We start from the raw sequence: 16,603 nt of genomic DNA on the forward strand, positions 1-16,603 counted from the left end.
GTTTCCCCTGTTGCGCAGCTGTGACGGTCGTTGCACCCGGTGCCGCGCCCGACCGTCCGTCAGCCGCCCGCCGCCGGCGTCCCGTCCACCCGGTACGGCTCGCCCGCCGCGGGGGTGAACCGGCGGGCCCACGCGTCAAGTTCCGCCGGGGTGCCCGGACCGTCCGCGAGCCGGGCGACGGCGAGGGCGGGCGGCAGCGCGTCGCGCTCCAGCAGCTCCGCCCACTGCGCGCCGGTCAGCGCGAGGTAGCGCAGCCCGCCCAACTCCCGGAGCACGCCCGGGTCCCGCACCGCACAGCGCGACAGGTCCAGCCACCAGAGCGCGGGCAGGGTGCGCAGCGGCGCGAGGTCGAGCAGGCCCTCACCGGCCAGGTCGAGCGCGCCGAGCCACGGGTGTCCGGCCAGCGGGGCCAGCCCTTCGCCGTCCAGGCCCGCCCGCAGGAACTCCACCGGCAGCGGGCGCAGCGTGCCGAGGCCGGTGACGGTGCGGGAGCGGACCCGGAGCACCCGCAGGCCGGGCGCGGCGGCGAGCGGCGCGAGGTCGAGCGGTCCCTCCTCGGCCCCGCCGTTGGCCGTCACCTCCAGCAGGGTGGGTGCGACGGTGGCGGGCAGGCCGGGGCCGAGGGCGGAGCGCTCGATCCTCGGCGGGCGGACGGATCCGGTGGTCTCCAGGAACGGCGGGTGGTCCGGGTCGACCTCCTCGCCGTCCCCGGGGGCGTCCTCGATCTCGTAGTCGCCCCGGTCGAGTTGCTCGACCCAGGCGGCGAGCAGCGAGGTGACGGAGTCGGTGACGTACAGCGGGCCGTCGTGGAAGTCCCGGCCGGCCTCGATGACCTGGCCGGGGCGGCCGCGCTCGGCCGGGGCGAGGTCGACCGCGTGGTGGTTGCCGTCGTCGGCGGTGGCGAAGGGGAGCCAGCCGGGGTGGTTCAGGCAGCGGCGGACGGTGTCGAGCGGCCCGGGTTCGTCCGTGGCGCGGACCTCGGTCGGCCGGTCCAGGCCGGGCCGGTGCGGGTAGCGCGCCCAGTCGGCGTGGACCCGGACCACCTCGTCGAGCGGCAGCCAGCGCAGGTGGCCGAGCCACAGCCCCTCCGCCGCGACGTCGCTGCCGTTCGCGACCAGGTAGAGCGCCCGCAGGTCGTCGGGCAGCCGGTGGCCGAGGCGGCGCTCGGCCTCGGCGATCCGCCCGGGCGTCAGGGGCGGGCCCAGCGGCCGCTCGTGGCCGGTGAGTTCGGCGACCCGCCGCCGGTACTCGGCCAGCAGCGCGACGGCCCGTCCGGCGTCCCCGGCGGGCGGCAGCGCGGAGCCGGGCCGGGTGGCCCCGGGGGCGGGGTGGACGTACCCGGGGTCGAGGAGGAGCAGGTTCCCGTCCAGCGCGGCCGCGGGCCGCGCGGTGAACTCGAACGCCCCGCCGCGCCGTCCGCGCAGCGCCAGGCGGGCGCCGCGCCAGCCGTGCCCGGCGGCGGCCGCCGTGGCGAGGACGGCCGCCCCCGGCACCGCCCCCATCGGTCGGGGCACCCGGCCGGGCAGGAGCCACCATCCGTCGCACTCCCACCCGGACGGTTCCAGCGCGACGGTCAGCTCGAACCCCGTCCACCCCTCGGGCGCCCACGCCGCCAGCCCGGCGACGAACTCCCGCACGTCCTGCTCCAGCCGCTCCACCGTCACGTTCCCTCCGCCGTCCGCGTACGGCGGATGATCGCAGGCGGCGCCGACACGCCCTACGGCGCGGGCGGCTGCTCGCCGGGGAGGCGGAGGTCCCAGCCGACCAGGGCGCGGAGCTGCTCGGCGGTGACGCCGTCGGGGACGGGACGCGGCGGGTCGTGGCGGATGGGGGGCTGCCAGCCGTCCTCGGGGCTCCAGGTGCGGACCTGGCGGGCGGGGGCGCCGGCCACCACGGCGTAGTCGGGGACCTCGCCGGCGACCACGGAGTTGGCGGCGACCACGACGTTGCGGCCGATCCGGGCGCCGGGGAGGATCACCGCGCCGGTGCCGATCCAGGAGCCGGCGCCGATCGAGACCGGCTCGTTGCGGGGCCACTGCTTGCCGATCGGCAGGTCGGTGTCGCGGTACTCGTGGGCCTGGTCGGTGATGTAGACGTCGGGCCCGGTCCACACGTCGTCGCCGAGTTCGATCCGCTGGTGGCCGACGATGTGGCTGCCGCGGCCGATCACGCAGCCGCCGCCGATCCGGACGATCGGCTCGGGGCCGAGGTCGAGCCCGGGCAGGAACCCGGCGGAGAGGGTGACCCGTTCGCCGATGATGGAGAACGGGCCGATGGTGATCCAGCGTTCGTTGAAGACGGTGCCGAGCGGGAAGGACAGCGTGGTGCCGTCGCCGAGCTCCCCGAACCGGTACGGGCCGGGGTTGCGGTTGCTGACCGCGCCCGCGTCCCGCACCCACCGCCAGCCGAGGTGCACGGCGCGCCCGGCCGCCCGGCGCGACCTCTCGCGGACGGGTCCGAGCAGCCTGCGGACGATCGACATGCGCTCACCGTAGCGGCCGGTGCGCCCGGTCGGCCCGCAACGGGACCAAACTCACACCGGCCGGTAACTTAGGCCCCGACGGCCCTGACCGCCCCGGCCGCCCTGGTTGCCCCGGCGCCCCGACGCCGTCGGGGGCGCGGGGTCAGCGCACCCAGCGGGCGGGCCGCTTCTCCAGGAAGGCCCGCATGCCCTCCTGGGCCTCCTCGGAGCCGAACAGCTTCGCCGAGAGCGCGACCAGCTCCTCGGTGTGCCGCTCGAAGGACTCCCGGACGGCCGCGGTGGCGAGCAGCTTGGACTCGGCGAGGCCCTGCGGCGAGCAGAGCCGGATCGCGTCCAGGACGGTGCGCAGCGCGGCGGCGGCGTCGTCGGCAGCCTCGGTGACCAGGCCGATCCGGGCGGCCTCGGCGGAGTCGAAGGTCTCGCCGGTGAGGTAGTAGCGGGCGGCGGCGCGCGGGTCGAGCTTGGGGCGCAGCGGCAGCGAGATGACGGCGGGGGCGAGGCCGAGCCGGGACTCGGTGAAGGCGAAGGTGGAGTCGGGTCCGGACACGGCGAGGTCGCAGGAGCCGACCAGGCCGAGGCCGCCGGCCCGGACGTGGCCGTCGACCAGGGCGATGACGGGCTTGGGGCAGTCGACGATGGCGCGTTGCAGGGCGACCAGGCCGCGCGGGCCGACGGTGGGGTCGTCGCCGGTGGCCTCGGAGAGGTCGGCGCCGGCGCAGAAGACCCGGCCGGTGTGGCCGAGGACGACGGCGCGGACCCCGGGGTCGGCGGCGGCCGCGGCGAGGCCGGCGGTGAGTTCGGCCATCAGGCGGGTGGAGAGGGCGTTGCGGTTGTGCGGGGAGTCGAGCACGAGGGTGGTGACGGCGTCGGCGGTGGTGGTGCGGACGAGTGGCGCTTCGCTGGTCATCGGTGGCCTGGCCTTTCCGGCTGAGGGTGGGTCGGAGGGGCGTCGTGTGCACCCTGGCACACCCCGGCCCTACTGACCAGTACCCGATCTTCCGGGGGGCCGGCCCGCCGCCGCGCCGGACGGAGTTCCGTACACGTCCTCAACTTCCTTAAGGTCTAGACCTATTGACAGTTAACGGACAAGGTCGCTTGAGTGCTGGGTACACCGCTCGTTCCCCCACAAGGAGTGGCCGCATGACCCACACCCGTACCACCTCCCGTCCGGCGCACCGCGCCGGCTCCCGCCGCGGCAAGGTCGCCGCGCTGCTGACCGGCGCGCTGGCCGCGACCGGCCTGGCCGTCATGGTGCCCACCACCTCGACCGCGGCGGCCGCCTGCACCACCCCCTACTCGGCGTCCCAGGTGTACACCGGCGGCATGTCCGCCTCGTACAACGGGCACAACTGGAACGCCAAGTGGTGGACCCAGGGCGAGACCCCCAGCACCGGGGGCTCCGGCGTCTGGGCCGACCAGGGCGTCTGCGGCGGCGGTGGCGGCACCACCAGCCCGAGCCCGAGCAACTCCACGGCCACCTGCAACCACCCCGTCTGGGTGGCCGGCACGCAGTACACCACCGGCACCGTGGTGAAGTACGCGCCCAACGGCCAGTACTACGTCGCCACCCACGACAACCCGGGCTACGACCCGACGGTCTCCACCTGGTACTGGAGCCCGTACACCTGCACCGGCGGTGGCGGCACCACCAGCCCGAGCCCGTCGATCACCACCCCCAACCCGGGCGGCTTCGTGGTCTCCGAGGCCCAGTTCAACCAGATGTTCCCGAACCGGAACCCGTTCTACACGTACTCCGGCCTGGTCAACGCGCTGAGCGCCTACCCGGCGTTCGCGGGCACCGGCTCGGACACCGTGAAGAAGCAGGAGGCCGCGGCCTTCCTCGCCAACATCAACCACGAGACCGGTGGCCTGGTGTACGTGGTCGAGCAGAACACCGCGAACTACCCGCACTACTGCGACACCACCCAGCCGTACGGCTGCCCGGCCGGGCAGGCCGCGTACTACGGTCGCGGGCCGATCCAGCTCAGCTGGAACTTCAACTACAAGGCGGCCGGCGACGCGCTGGGCATCGACCTGCTGCACAACCCGAACCTGGTGCAGACCGACGCGGCCGTCGCCTGGAAGACCGGCATCTGGTACTGGATGACCCAGAACGGCCCCGGCACCATGACCCCGCACAACGCCATGGTCAACGGTGCCGGCTTCGGCGAGACCATCCGCTCCATCAACGGCTCGCTGGAGTGCAACGGCGGCAACCCCGCCCAGGTGCAGAGCCGGATCAACGCGTACACCAGCTTCACCTCGATCCTGGGCGTGCCCACCGGCAGCAACCTCAGCTGCTGACGGGCCGGTCGACGCCCTGAGGCCCTGACGCACGGCCCCCGACCGACGCCCCGTCGGTCGGGGGCCACCCGCGTTCAGCGCCGCACCAGCGCCGTCATCCCCCAGCCCGCCGAGGCGAACAGCGCCGCCAGCAGCGCCCAGCCGTACCCGCCGTGCGCGATCACCACCGAGGTCATCAGCGCCGGACCGAGCATCAGCGCGCCCGACATGCCGGTGTTGAACACGCCCTGGTACGCGCCGTGCGCGTCGTCCTTCGCCAGGTCGTAGCTGAGCGCCCACGCGCCCGCCTGGCTGTACACCTCGCCCAACGCCTGGCAGGCCACCCCGCCCGCGACCAGCAGCGCCGCCGCCCAGCCCGGGACCCCGGCGGCCAGGGCCAGCACCAGGCAGGACGCCGCCACCAGCAGCGCCCCGCGCCGGAAGACCCGGGCCGCCGCCGCCGGCCGCTCGGTGCCCCGGGTCGCCCGCACCTGCAGCCCGATCACCAGCGCGGTGTTCACCAGCAGCCCGCCGGCCACCATCCAGCGCGGCGCGTCGGTGTCGCGCACCACCCACAGCGGCACCGCGACCTCGATCATCACGAACTGCAGGGTGATCACCCCGTTCAGGCCGGTCACCAGCAGGAACACCCGGTCGCGCAGCGCCGGGTTCGGCCCGCCCGCCGCCCGCCCGGCCTGCTCGGCGGTCCGCGCCGCGACCGGCACCAGCACCGCGTACAGCACCGCGATCACCGCGTACGAGGCCGCGTCCACCAGCATCGCCGCCAGGTACGCGCCCCGGGTGTCCAGTTGCAGGACGGCCGCCGCGGCCAGCGTGCCCACCGCCAGGCCGATGTTGGTGACCGAGCGCAGGTACGCTCGGCCGGTCACCCGCCCGTCGGCCGGCAGCACCTCGGCGAACAGCGCCCCGCGCACCGCCGCGCCGCCCCGGTCCGCGACCGCCACCAGGCAGGCCAGCACCGCGAACACCGCCAGCCGGTCCACCAGCACGTACGCCGCCGCGCACACCGCCTGCCCGGCCAGCAGCGCCACCAGCACCGGCTTCGGCCCGTACCGGTCGGACAGCCGCCCCGCCGGGACGCCCGCCGCCACCCCGCACGCCCCCGCGAGCGTCAGCACCAGGCCGACCGTGCCGACGCCGAAGCCGGTGATCCGGGTGAAGTACACCACCCCGAGCGTCATCCCGAGGCCGTTGCCGACGGTGTTGACCAGCGTGATCACGGTCAGCCGGCGCAGCACCCGGTCCTCGGGCAGCAGCCGGGCGAACCGGCCCCGGACACGGTGGCGGGCAGGGGGCGGCGACACGGCCTGGTCGGCCGCGGGAGCGGTGGAGGTCATGCCCCGATCAGACCGGGTCCGGAGCGCCCGTGGTATTGATTTAGCCCCGACCTGAATCCGCGGGCCGGGACGGACCGGGGGGACGGTCGTGGTGCTGCGGTTCCGGCTCGACCTGGCCGACCTGGCCGCCACCTCCTTCGCCTGCTCGCCGCTCCAGGAGGCGGTGCTCAGCCTGCGGATGTGGACCCACCCCGGCCACTACCCGCACGGCGCCGCGTTCGAGGCGATGCGCCCCGCCTTCGAGGCCCTCCCGCAGGCCCCGCTGCTGCGCGCCCTGGTCGCGGGCAACAAGTACGTGCCGGACTTCCTGACGCCCCGTCCGACCGTCCCGTTCCCCGAGTTCCGGGCCGAACTCGCCGTGGTCCGCGCCTTCGACCCGGCCCTGCTGGCCGCCGAACTCGCCGCCGCCTTCCTCCCGCACGACCGGGTCCTGCCCCCGCCGCTCGCCGCCCGCGCCGACCGGCCCGCCGCCCTGGTCGCCGAGATCGCCGACGCCCTCCAGGCCTACTGGGCGCACGTCCTGGAGCCCGCCTGGTGGCCCCGGGCCCGCTCGGTGCTGCACGCGGACATCGTGCACCGCGCCCGGACGCTGGCCGAACGCGGCGCGGCCGGGCTGTTCGCCGACCTCGACCAGCGGCTGAGCTGGTCGGACGGGGTGCTGACGATCGACCGGGACTGGGGCGACGGCGACCACGACGTCACGGTCGACCGGCGCGGCCTGACCCTGCTGCCGACCTGCTTCGCCCGCGGTGCGCTCACCGCGATCGGCCCGGACCTCACCCCGTCCGTCACCTACCTGGCCCGCGGTCAGGCCACCCTGGCCGGCCCGCCCGACCCCCCGCCCGCTCCGCACGCCCTGGAACAGCTCCTCGGCGCCCCCAAGGCCCGTCTCCTCGCCCTCCTCCAGGAACCCACCGCCACCACCGAGCTCGCCCGCCGCCTCGGCGTGACCCCCGGCGCCGTCAGCCAGCACCTGGCCGTCCTGCACGCCACCCGCCTGGTCACCCGGGCCCGCCACGGCCGCCTGGTCCTCTACGCCCGCAGCCCCCTCGCCGACCGGCTCCTGGGCACCCCGTGAAGGGCCCCGGCGGGGGCCCCGCGGACGACGGACACTCCCCCGGGGCCCGGGCGCCCTCAACAGAACACCAGCACCGCCCCCCGCTCCACCGACGCCCGCGCCGCCTGGAGCATCCGCAGGCAGACGAACGACTCCCCCGGGTAGCGCCGCCACCCCCGCGCCCGCGCCGGCTCGGCCGCCCCCATCGCGTCCTCGACCTCCGCGGAGTCCGGGTCGAGGTCCTCCGGCAGCCCCAGTTCCGCGGCGAGCAGCCGCAGTTCGGCCAGCAGCCGGTGCGCGGAGCCGAGGTAGAGGCCGGTGAGGGTCTCCTCGACCAGGACCCGCGGGAAGTCCACGGGGACGTAGTAGCCCTCGCAGTCGGAGTGGTGGATCAGGTGGTCGTACGGCTCCGGGTCGCCCTCCGGCCAGCACGCGTACACGTCCGCGAGCACCGGGTCGTCGGCGGCCCGTTCGTCCTCGCCGAGCGGTTCGGGCAGCCGCCCGTGCTCCCGCAGGTGCGCGGCGAGGCGGCGCAGCGCGTGCAGGCCGGAGTAGCCCCAGACGCGTTCGCCGTACTGCCCGCCGCCGGTCGGCTCCTCCCAGGGCGGTACGCCCTCCGCGGCCATCAGCTCCCGCATCTCCGCGCACTCGGCACGGAACCACGCGGCCGTCTCCTCGTCGGCGCCGACCAGCGCGCCCACCATCACGTCGAGTCCCATGCCGGCGATCCTGCCACCGACCCCGGACAACCCCGCCCGCCACCGCCGCCGATGATCGTCAACTCCCTTCCGGTATAGACCTGTTGACGAGTTGGTCCAGTCCACTTACCCTCCTGAGTGCCGCTCCCGGCACCCCTGTACGGAATCCCCCACACCAGACAGGGAGTACCGATGCACGTCCGCACCAGGCATTGGCTCAGGGCCCGCCTCCTGGCCCTGCTCGCCGCGCTCGCACTGCCGCTCGCCCTGCTCGCCGCCACCCCCGCGCACGCCGCGGCCAAACTGACCGCCACCTTCACCAGCGACAACTACGGGTCCTGGTGGAAGGGCACGTTCATCGTCAAGAACCCCAACGCCACCGCCGTCACCGGCTGGACGCTGGAGTTCGACCTGCCGTCCGGCGTCACGATGACCGGCACCTACAACGGCACCTCGACCACCACCGGCAGCCACGTGGTCGCCACCAACGCGTACTACAACGCGACGGTGCCGGCGAACGGTTCGACCGAGCCGTACAGCTTCTGGTTCATCGGCAACGGCCCGATCACCGCCCCGCTCAACTGCCGCGTCAACGGCGACAAGTGCGACGGCACCCCGGACGTCCCGCCGACCGCGCCGGGCGCGCCGACGCTGGTCGACGCGACCGCGCACAGCCTCTCGCTGAGCTGGACGGCCGCGTCCAAGGGCGACTTCCCGGTCGCCTCGTACGACGTGCTGAACGGCTCGGTGGTGCTCGGGTCGGCGACCGGCACCTCCACCACGCTGACCGGCCTGACCCCGGCCACCACGTACGCCCTGACCGTCCGGGCCAAGGACACCCGCGGCAACACCGGCCCGGTCAGCGCCGCGCTGAGCGCCGCCACCGTCGACCCGGCCAGTGACACCGTGCCGCCGACCGCGCCCGGCGGCCTGCGCTCCACCGGGGTGACCAGCACCAGCGTCACGCTGGCCTGGAACCCCGCCACCGACAACAAGCGGGTCGCCGCCTACGACGTCTACCAGGGCGCCAACCTGGTGCAGACCGTCGGCGGCACCACCACCAGCGCCACGGTCGGCCAGCTCTCCCCCGCCACCGCGTACGCCTTCACGGTGAAGGCCCGGGACGCGGCGGACAACAACTCGCCCGCCTCCAACACGCTGAACGTCACCACCGGCGACCTGGCCGGGCCCGGCAAGTACTCCCGGGTCGGCTACTTCGTGCAGTGGGGCATCTACGGCCGCCAGTACTTCGTCAAGAACCTCGACACCTCCGGCAGCGCCGCCAAGCTCGACGTCATCAACTACGCCTTCGAGAACATCGACCCGGTCAACCTGACCTGCCTGGCGGGCGTCACCAAGGGCACCACCGCCAACCCGCAGGACCCCGACCAGGGCACCGGCGCCGGTGACGCCGACGCCGACTACGCCCGCCCGATGAGCGCCGCCCAGTCCGTGGACGGCGTCGCCGACGACGGCTGGTCGCCGCTGCGCGGCAACCTCAACCAGCTGAAGAAGCTCAAGGCGAAGCACCCGAACCTGAAGGTCGTGGTCTCGCTCGGCGGCTGGACCTACTCCAAGTACTTCTCCGACGCGGCCGCCACCGACGCCTCCCGCAAGAAGCTGGTCTCGTCCTGCATCGACATCTGGATCAAGGGCAACCTGCCCGCCTACAACGGCGCGGGCGGCCCGGGCACCGGCGCCGGGATCTTCGACGGCATCGACCTCGACTGGGAGTGGCCCGGCTCGCCCGACGGCCACGCCGGCAACCACTACTCGGCGAACGACAAGCAGAACCTGACCCTGCTGCTGGCCGAGTTCCGCCGCCAGCTCGACGCCCTCGGCGGCTCGCACAAGCTGCTCACCGCGTTCACCCCCGCCGACCCGGCCAAGATCGGCCAGGGCTGGGACCTCTCGCAGATCTTCCAGTACCTGGACATCGCCAACGTGCAGGGCTACGACTTCCACGGCTCCGGCAGCGACAACTCGTGGGAGCCGAACCGCACCGGCCAGCAGGGCAACCTGTACACCGACCCGGCCGACCCGTACCCGTTCCACTTCTCGATCGAGAACGCCGTCAAGGCCTACCTGGACGCCGGCGTCAACCCGCGCAAGCTCACCATCGGCTTCCCGTTCTACGGCCGCGGCTGGCAGAACGTCACCGACGGCGGCGCGCACGGCGCCTGGCAGGCCGCGGGCGGCGCCGCGCCCGGCCAGTTCGCCGAGGAGGCCGGCACCCGCGGCTACAACAACCTGATCACCTCGGTGCCCAACCTGACCGTCTACCACGACCCGGTGTCGGTCTCCACCTACGGCTACACCGGCAACGGCGGCCAGTGGTGGTCCTTCGACGACACCTGGTCGATCGGCCAGAAGACCGCCTGGGTGAAGTCCAAGAACCTGCTCGGCGTGATGGTCTGGGAGATGTCCGGCGACACCCCGTCCGGCACCCTGATGAACGCCCTGGACGCCGGCCTCAAGTAACCCCCGGGGCCGGCCCCGATCGGGGCGCGGGGCAGCCCCCCGACTCCCAACCCCCGCGCCCAGCCCGGCCGCCCCGGCGCCGGGCGAACGGAGCCGCCCGGCGAGGACTCTCCTCCCCCGCCGGGCGGCTCCACCCGTTCCCCGCCCGTACCGGCTACCGCCCGGCGGTCGACGCCAGCTTCCGCGCCGCCCGGTGGTCCCGCATCAGCTGCGCGAACGTGGTGTGCCCCTGGGTGGTCCGGGCGAACGCCCGCCACGCCGGGTTGATCAGCGAGACCGCCAGGTGGAACAGGTACGGGCGCTTCTCGAACGAGGCCAGCATGACCTTGCCGGCCCGCATCTCCACCCCCAGCCCGGCCTTGATCGCGAACGCGTAGTTCAGCGCCTGCCGCCGCACGTCCGCCGCGCCGGACGCCTCCGCGACCTGCACCGCCCACTCGCCGGCCAGCCGGCCCGAGCGCAGCGCGTACGAGATGCCCTCCCGGGTCCACGGCTCCAGCAGCCCGGCCGCGTCGCCCGCGACCAGCACCCGTCCGCGCGACAGCGGCGAGTCCTCGGCCCGGCAGCGCGTCAGGTGCCCGGACTCCACCAGCGGTTCGAACCCGGACAGGCCCAGCCGGCGGACGTAGTCCGCCAGGTACTCCTTGGTCCGCTCGCCCTCGCCGCGCGCCGAGATCACCCCGACCGTCAGCGTCCCGGAGTCGGTCTTCGGGAACACCCAGCCGTAACTGCCCGGCAGCGGGCCCCAGTCCAGGTGGATCCGGCCCGCCCAGTACCGCGACACCGACTCGGGGACGGGGATCTCCGCCTCCAGGCCCAGGTCGATCTGGTCGAAGCTGACGCCCACGTGCCGGCCGATCCGGCTCGCCGAGCCGTCCGCGCCGACCACCGCTCGCGCCTCCACCTTCCGGCCGCCCGCCAGCGTCACGAACACCGTGCGGCTGTCGCCGCCCTGCTGCTCCACGCCGGTCGCGGTCACGCCGGTCACCAGCACCGCGCCCGCCTGCTCGGCGGCCTGCACCAGGCGCAGGTCGAACTCGTCCCGGTTGACCAGGCCGAACAGCATCCGCTTCGAGCGCCGGGTCCGGGTCCACTTCCCGTTCAGCGCGAACGTCACCGCCGAGATCCGGTCCTGCAGCGGCAGCTTGAAGTCCTCCGGCAGCGAGTCCCGGGACGGGCCGATGATGCCGCCGCCGCAGGTCTTGTACCGGGGGTGCTCGGCCTTGTCGAGCAGCAGCACCCGCCGTCCCCTCCGGGCCGCCGCGTACGCCGCCGAGGACCCCGCCGGGCCCGCGCCGACCACCACCACGTCCCACACGCCGTCCAGCAGCGCCGCCGTCTCGGCGTCCTGCGGCTCCGGGCGGGCGAACTCCTCCGACGCCTCGTCACCGGCGTCGTCGGCGGAGGCCGCGACCGGCTCGACGGGGTCCAGGTCCTGGGTGCTACCGGTGTCAGTCACGGTCGCCCATCCTAATCTGCCCGCCCGCCACCGCGCCGCGCACCCACCGCGTCCGCCTCCCCCAGGTCAGGCGCTTGCCAAGCCCGCCCCCAGGCGCTTCAGTGACCCCCATGCCCCACATCACGCTCCCCACCGACGCGCCCGGCATCCGGGGACTGCTCGCCGCCAAGCCCGCCTCCGGCCTGCGCCTGAGCGAACTCGCCGAGCAACTCCTGCGCGGCGACTCCCCGCTGAGCCCCGGCGAACGCGAACTGATCGCCGCCTACGTCTCCTCCCTCAACCGCACCCGCTACTGCGCCGGCGCCCACGGCGCCACCGCCGCCCACCGCCTCGACGGCGACTTCGCCCTCGTCGAAGCCGTCCAGACCGACCTCGCCACCGCCCCCGTCACCGACCTCCAGCGCGCCCTGCTCCGGCTCGCCGGCAAGGTCGCCGAGAGCGGACTCGCCGTCACCCCCGAGGACGTCGCCGCCGCGAGGGCCGCCGGCGCCGACGACGAGACCATCCACGACACCGTGCTGGTCGCCGCCGCCTTCTGCATGTACAACCGCTACGTCGACGGCCTCGCCGCCGTCACCCCCGACGACCCCGCCGCCTACCGCGCCATCGGCGCCCACCTCGCCGCCAACGGCTACCTCTGACGGCCCGGGGAACGGCGCGGGCCCGCGCCGTTCCCCGGCCCGCCGCCTCAGAGCTTCGCCAGGAACCGGTCCAGCTCCGGCCGCGAGTGGAACGACACGCTCATCCGCACCGGCCGCTTCCGCTGCGGCAGGTCCAGCCACACCGCGCTCCAGCTCCGGCCGTGCTCGACCTTGGCCACCAGCTCGCCGATCCGCTCCAGCGGCACCGCCCCCACGACCTCCTTGACCTCGCCGGTCGACCGCGAGCCGCGCAGCACGAACACCGTCCGGTCGGTCACCGCCAGGTAGTAGGTGTACGTGAACAGCTCCCGGGCGGGCCCCAGGTAGGCGTCCAGGAACGGGGACACCTCGCCGATGCCGATCACGACCAGCCGGGGCCGCTCGGCCTGGTCGACCCGCAGCACGGCCCTCCTCGCCTCCGAGGCCAGTGCCAGCTTCCGGTCCGCCGCCTGCAACGCCGCCATGGGTTCTCCCTCCCCGCCGCGTCCACCCGGACGCGGCGCGGCAGACCCTAGCGCACCTCCCGGCACGAACCGCACCGGTGGCCGACCACGCCCCGCCGGACGGGGGTTCAGCCCGTTCCGGGACGCTCCCCGCCCACCAGCCCGAGCACCGCCGCCCCCACCGCCAGCCCGGCGCCCGCGCCGAAGCACGCCTCGTCGACGACGCCCCGCTCGCCGCGCAGCACCCGCTCGCCCGCCCCGAGCGCGGCGGCCGCCGCCAGCAGCGCCGCCGTGCCCCTCCGGCTCTCCCGCCAGGGCCCGGCGTACCGCGCCAGGACGGCCAGCCCGGCCAGCGACGTCCCGTACTGCAGGACGGTGTGCAGCGGGACGCCGCCGACCCGCCGGTCCAGGACGGGCAGCGCGCGGACGCCGGCCCGACCGTGGTGGGTGAAGGAGTCCCAGACCAGGTGGGTGGCCGCACCGGCCGCCAACGCGCCCGCCGTGAAGGCGAGTTCACCGCCGCTTGGCCGCCCGCCGGGCACCACCGCGTTCCACCGCCCGGGCACGGCCGCCCGCAACGGCTCCCGCCACAGCCCGTACCAGCCCGCCACCAGCCCGGCCCCGACCACCACGTCGACGCTCGGCGCCGCCCACCAGCGGTGGGTCAACCCGCCGTGCCGGTACACCCCCCGGACGAGCGACTCCGCGAAGAACGGCACGTCCGGCGCCAACGACCCGGCGACCAGACCGGCCGCGACCAACGCACCCTTCCGCCGCGCGGCCCGCAACCCGGGCAGCACGGCGGCGGCATGACTCAACGTGAACGGCATCCCCCCATCCTGCCCGCCCACCCCCCGCCCCCGCGCCGCGGGCCGTCCCGTCCCGTCCGGAGGGCTACCGCGCCGACGCCGCCCCGCGCGCCGCCGGCCGGCCGGCCTCCAGGTAGCGGAGTCCGCCGTCCGCCCGGGCCTCCAGCGCGGCGAGCAGCCGTCGCATCCGGGCGGGCGGCAGCATCTCCGCGGCTTCGCGGAGCGTCGCGAAGTGCCAGTCGCGCAGTTCGCCGGCGGGCAGCCGCAGCCGCAGCACCTGGGAGGGCCCGAGCCGTCCGCCGTCGTAGACGAGTCGCAGGCCGCCGCGGCCGCCGGCGCGGGGTTCCCAGTCGACGGCGAGCAGGCGCAGCTCCTCGGGGCGCAGCCGCAGGCCCAGTTCCTCCGCGACCTCCCGGATGCCGGCGGCGGTGGGGGCCTCGCCGCGTTCGACGACGCCGCCGGGGAACTCCCAGTCGGGTTTGTACGCGGGGTCGACCAGCAGCACCCGGTCGTGGTCGTCGAAGAGCAGGACGGCGGCCGCGACGGTGTCGCCGTCGCCGCCCTCGCTGCGCACGATGGGGCAGCGGGCGGCGCCGCTGCGGACGAGGTCGGCGATCCGTTCGGCGCTCTGCCGGGGGGTGAGGACGCCGTTGTCGACCATCCGGGCGTCGCCGGCCAGCCAGCCCCGGGCGGTGAAGTACGCGGGCAGGGCCTCGCGGGCGCGCCGGCGCAGCCGCGCGGTGGCCTCGGGGTCGCCGGGGACGTCCTCGCGGGTGGCGATCCGGGCGCGCAGGATCGTTTCGACGGGGTCGAGGACGACGTGGTGGACGGGGATGCCGCGTCCGGCGAGCGAGCCGAAGATCTCGTCGCGGTGCTCCTGCCGCAGCAGGGTCGCGGGGACGAGGACGGGTCCGTCGGCTTCGGCGGCGAGCACGGCGGCGCTCTCGGCGGCGAGCCGCCGCCAGGCGGGCGATTCGGGGAAGTCGGCCGGTTCGGCGTCCGGCCGGGCGGCCCGCAGGACCGGCCCGAGGGTGTCCGGGTCGAACAGCAGGCTTCCCGGCAGCAGTCGGACCAGTTCACGGCAGGCACTCGTCTTGCCCGCCCCGAACGCCCCGTTGACCCAGACGATCACAGCATCCCCTGCCCCTCCTGGTACCGGCCCGGCCGCTCGCCGGGCAGCCCGGGGCACCGGCCCCGCGCCACCCCAGTGGTACCCACTCCCCGCCCTCCTGAAAGGGCGTCCCCGCGACGCCTACCGGACGTCCTCCAGCAGCTGCTTCTTGAGCACCTTGCCCATCGCGTTGCGCGGCAGGTCGTCGACCAGCACGACCCGCCGGGGCCGCTTGTGCACGGACAGCCGTCCCGCCACGAAGTCGATCAACTCCCGCTCCCCGAACGTGCGTTCGCCGTTCGCCACCACGTACGCCACCACGGCCTGCCCGAGGTCGGGATCGGGCGCGCCGACCACCGCCGCGTCGGCGACGCCGGGGTGGTCGCGCAGGGCGGCCTCGACCTCGCCGGCGCCGATCCGGTAGCCGCCGCTCTTGATCAGGTCGACGGAGGCGCGGCCGACGATCCGGTGGAAGCCGTCGGGTCCGATCACGGCGACGTCGCCGGTGCGGAACCAGCCGTCGGCGGTCCGGGCGGCGGCGGTGGCCTCGGCCCGGCCGAGGTAGCCGTCGAACAGCGTCGGCCCCTGGACCTGGAGTTCGCCGACGCTCTCGCCGTCGGCGGGCACCGGCCGCCCGTCCTCGCCGACCAGCCGGGTGCGGGTGCCGGGCAGCGGCACGCCGACCGCGCCGGGTCGGCGTTCGCCGTCGGCCCGGGTGGCGACGGTGATCAGCGTCTCGGTCATGCCGTACCGCTCGGCGGGGGCCTGCCCGGTGAGGGCGCGCAGCCGCTCGAAGACCGGGACGGGCAGCGGCGCGCTGCCGGAGACGAGCAGCCGGGCGCCGGCCAGTGCGCGGGCGGCGTCCGGTTCGGCGGCGATCCGCGACCACACGGTGGGGACGCCGAAGTACAGGCTGCCCCGGGCGGCGGCGTACCCGGCGGGAGTGGGCTTCCCGGTGTGGACGAGCCGGCTGCCGGTGCGCAGCGCGCCGAGCACGCCGAGCAGCAGGCCGTGCACGTGGAACAGCGGCAGGCCGTGGACGAGGGTGTCCCCGGCGTCCCACCGCCAGGCGTCGGCGAGTCCGTCGAGTCCGGCGGCGACCGCCCGGTGCGGGATCAGCGCGCCCTTGGGGGCGCCGGTGGTGCCGGAGGTGTACAGCACGAACGCCGTCCGGTCACCGTCCTCGGCGGCCGGCCGCCAGCCGCCGCCCGGCCGGTCGGCCAGGTCGACCGGGAGGGCGGTCAGCCCTTCGGCGTCCTCCGGCAGCCCGGTGCCCGCCAGCAGCGTGGCGCCGCTGTCGCGCAGGATGTGCGCGCGTTCGACCGGCCCGGAGTCGGGCGGCAGCGGCACCACGGGCACGCCCGCGAGCAGGCCGCCGACCACGGCGGCGACCGTCTCGGCGGTCGGCCGGGCCAGCACGGCGAGCGCGGGCGCGCCGGCCGCGCGTTCGGCCACCGCTCCGGCGGCGCCCAGCAGTTGCTCCCAGGACAACGCGGTACCGGCCACCGTCACCGCGTCCGCCCGGTCCCCGTACCCGCCGTCGAGTGCTGTCAGCAGTCCCATGCCGCCCGACTCTACGAGTTCGGCGCGCCGGGCGCAGCAGTGCCCCGCACCGGAACGACGAAGGGCGCGCCCCCCGCGGGGGACGCGCCCTTCACCCGCTCACCGGACGGCTCAGGCCTTGCGGGCCTTGACCTCGTCGGTGAGTTGGGGGAGGACGGTGAAGAGGTCGCCGACGACGCCGTAGTCGACGAGTTCGAAGATGGGGGCTTCGGGGTCCT

General features: G+C 75.3%; 14 protein-coding genes and 1 pseudogene. 4 read left to right on the top strand and 11 right to left on the bottom strand.

Annotated elements, in window-relative coordinates; translation table 11 throughout:
• Positions 1–59: 59 nt before the first annotated feature.
• The 3 genes from ACZ3J7_RS32745 to ACZ3J7_RS32755 form a co-directional block, all read right to left on the bottom strand.
• Positions 60–1,664 carry an SMI1/KNR4 family protein gene (locus tag ACZ3J7_RS32745; protein WP_465627028.1) on the bottom strand — a complete coding sequence of 535 codons (1,605 nt, stop codon included), beginning with the start codon at positions 1,662–1,664 and terminating at the stop codon, positions 60–62.
• A gap of 53 nt (positions 1,665–1,717) precedes the next feature.
• The gene (locus ACZ3J7_RS32750; RefSeq protein WP_465627029.1) at positions 1,718–2,482 is read right to left on the bottom strand and encodes an acyltransferase; all 765 of its coding nucleotides are present in this window, start codon (positions 2,480–2,482) and stop codon (positions 1,718–1,720) included.
• Positions 2,483–2,624: 142 nt separating this feature from the next.
• Complete coding sequence (locus ACZ3J7_RS32755) at positions 2,625–3,389, bottom strand: enoyl-CoA hydratase family protein (RefSeq protein ID WP_465627030.1); 765 nt, start codon at positions 3,387–3,389, stop codon at positions 2,625–2,627.
• A gap of 233 nt (positions 3,390–3,622) precedes the next feature.
• Here ACZ3J7_RS32755 and ACZ3J7_RS32760 point away from each other — a divergent pair, with 233 nt between their 5' ends.
• Positions 3,623–4,786 carry a glycoside hydrolase family 19 protein gene (locus ACZ3J7_RS32760; protein WP_465627031.1) on the top strand — a complete coding sequence of 388 codons (1,164 nt, stop codon included), beginning with the start codon at positions 3,623–3,625 and terminating at the stop codon, positions 4,784–4,786.
• Positions 4,787–4,860: 74 nt separating this feature from the next.
• Here the strand turns inward: ACZ3J7_RS32760 and ACZ3J7_RS32765 are convergent, their stop codons facing one another.
• Positions 4,861–6,123 carry an MFS transporter gene (locus ACZ3J7_RS32765; protein ID WP_465627032.1) on the bottom strand — a complete coding sequence of 421 codons (1,263 nt, stop codon included), beginning with the start codon at positions 6,121–6,123 and terminating at the stop codon, positions 4,861–4,863.
• 88 nt (positions 6,124–6,211) lie between these two features.
• On the opposite strand from ACZ3J7_RS32765, the gene ACZ3J7_RS32770 reads away from it, so the two are divergent.
• Positions 6,212–7,201, top strand: coding sequence for an ArsR/SmtB family transcription factor (locus ACZ3J7_RS32770; RefSeq protein ID WP_465627033.1), 990 nt, complete (start codon positions 6,212–6,214; stop codon positions 7,199–7,201).
• Between the two features lie 56 nt (positions 7,202–7,257).
• Here the strand turns inward: ACZ3J7_RS32770 and ACZ3J7_RS32775 are convergent, their stop codons facing one another.
• Positions 7,258–7,899, bottom strand: coding sequence for a hypothetical protein (locus tag ACZ3J7_RS32775; RefSeq protein WP_465627034.1), 642 nt, complete (start codon positions 7,897–7,899; stop codon positions 7,258–7,260).
• Between the two features lie 171 nt (positions 7,900–8,070).
• On the opposite strand from ACZ3J7_RS32775, the gene ACZ3J7_RS32780 reads away from it, so the two are divergent.
• A complete protein-coding gene (locus ACZ3J7_RS32780) occupies positions 8,071–10,359 on the top strand; it encodes a glycosyl hydrolase family 18 protein (protein ID WP_465627035.1) in 2,289 nt (762 codons plus the stop codon).
• 154 nt (positions 10,360–10,513) lie between these two features.
• Here ACZ3J7_RS32780 and ACZ3J7_RS32785 read toward each other — a convergent pair whose 3' ends face one another.
• Complete coding sequence (locus ACZ3J7_RS32785; RefSeq protein ID WP_465627036.1) at positions 10,514–11,818, bottom strand: geranylgeranyl reductase family protein; 1,305 nt, start codon at positions 11,816–11,818, stop codon at positions 10,514–10,516.
• A gap of 110 nt (positions 11,819–11,928) precedes the next feature.
• Here ACZ3J7_RS32785 and ACZ3J7_RS32790 point away from each other — a divergent pair, with 110 nt between their 5' ends.
• On the top strand, positions 11,929–12,459 hold the full coding sequence (locus ACZ3J7_RS32790) for a carboxymuconolactone decarboxylase family protein (protein WP_465627037.1): 531 nt from the start codon (positions 11,929–11,931) through the stop codon (positions 12,457–12,459).
• Positions 12,460–12,506: 47 nt separating this feature from the next.
• Here ACZ3J7_RS32790 and ACZ3J7_RS32795 read toward each other — a convergent pair whose 3' ends face one another.
• From ACZ3J7_RS32795 to ACZ3J7_RS32815, 5 genes and pseudogenes are all read right to left on the bottom strand, one after another.
• Positions 12,507–12,923, bottom strand: a complete 417-nt coding sequence (locus ACZ3J7_RS32795; protein WP_465627038.1) for a hypothetical protein — start codon at positions 12,921–12,923, stop codon at positions 12,507–12,509.
• Between the two features lie 107 nt (positions 12,924–13,030).
• On the bottom strand, positions 13,031–13,732 hold the full coding sequence (locus ACZ3J7_RS32800; protein WP_465627039.1) for a DUF4184 family protein: 702 nt from the start codon (positions 13,730–13,732) through the stop codon (positions 13,031–13,033).
• 64 nt (positions 13,733–13,796) lie between these two features.
• Positions 13,797–14,843: an NUDIX hydrolase gene (locus ACZ3J7_RS32805; protein ID WP_465627040.1), complete on the bottom strand. Its 1,047-nt coding sequence runs from the start codon at positions 14,841–14,843 to the stop codon at positions 13,797–13,799.
• 120 nt (positions 14,844–14,963) lie between these two features.
• Positions 14,964–16,385 carry an AMP-binding protein gene (locus ACZ3J7_RS32810; protein WP_465627041.1) on the bottom strand — a complete coding sequence of 474 codons (1,422 nt, stop codon included), beginning with the start codon at positions 16,383–16,385 and terminating at the stop codon, positions 14,964–14,966.
• A gap of 111 nt (positions 16,386–16,496) precedes the next feature.
• Positions 16,497–16,603, bottom strand: a pseudogene (locus ACZ3J7_RS32815) (electron transfer flavoprotein subunit alpha/FixB family protein); the annotation flags it as partial.

The organism is Kitasatospora sp. NPDC015121 (assembly GCF_055562955.1).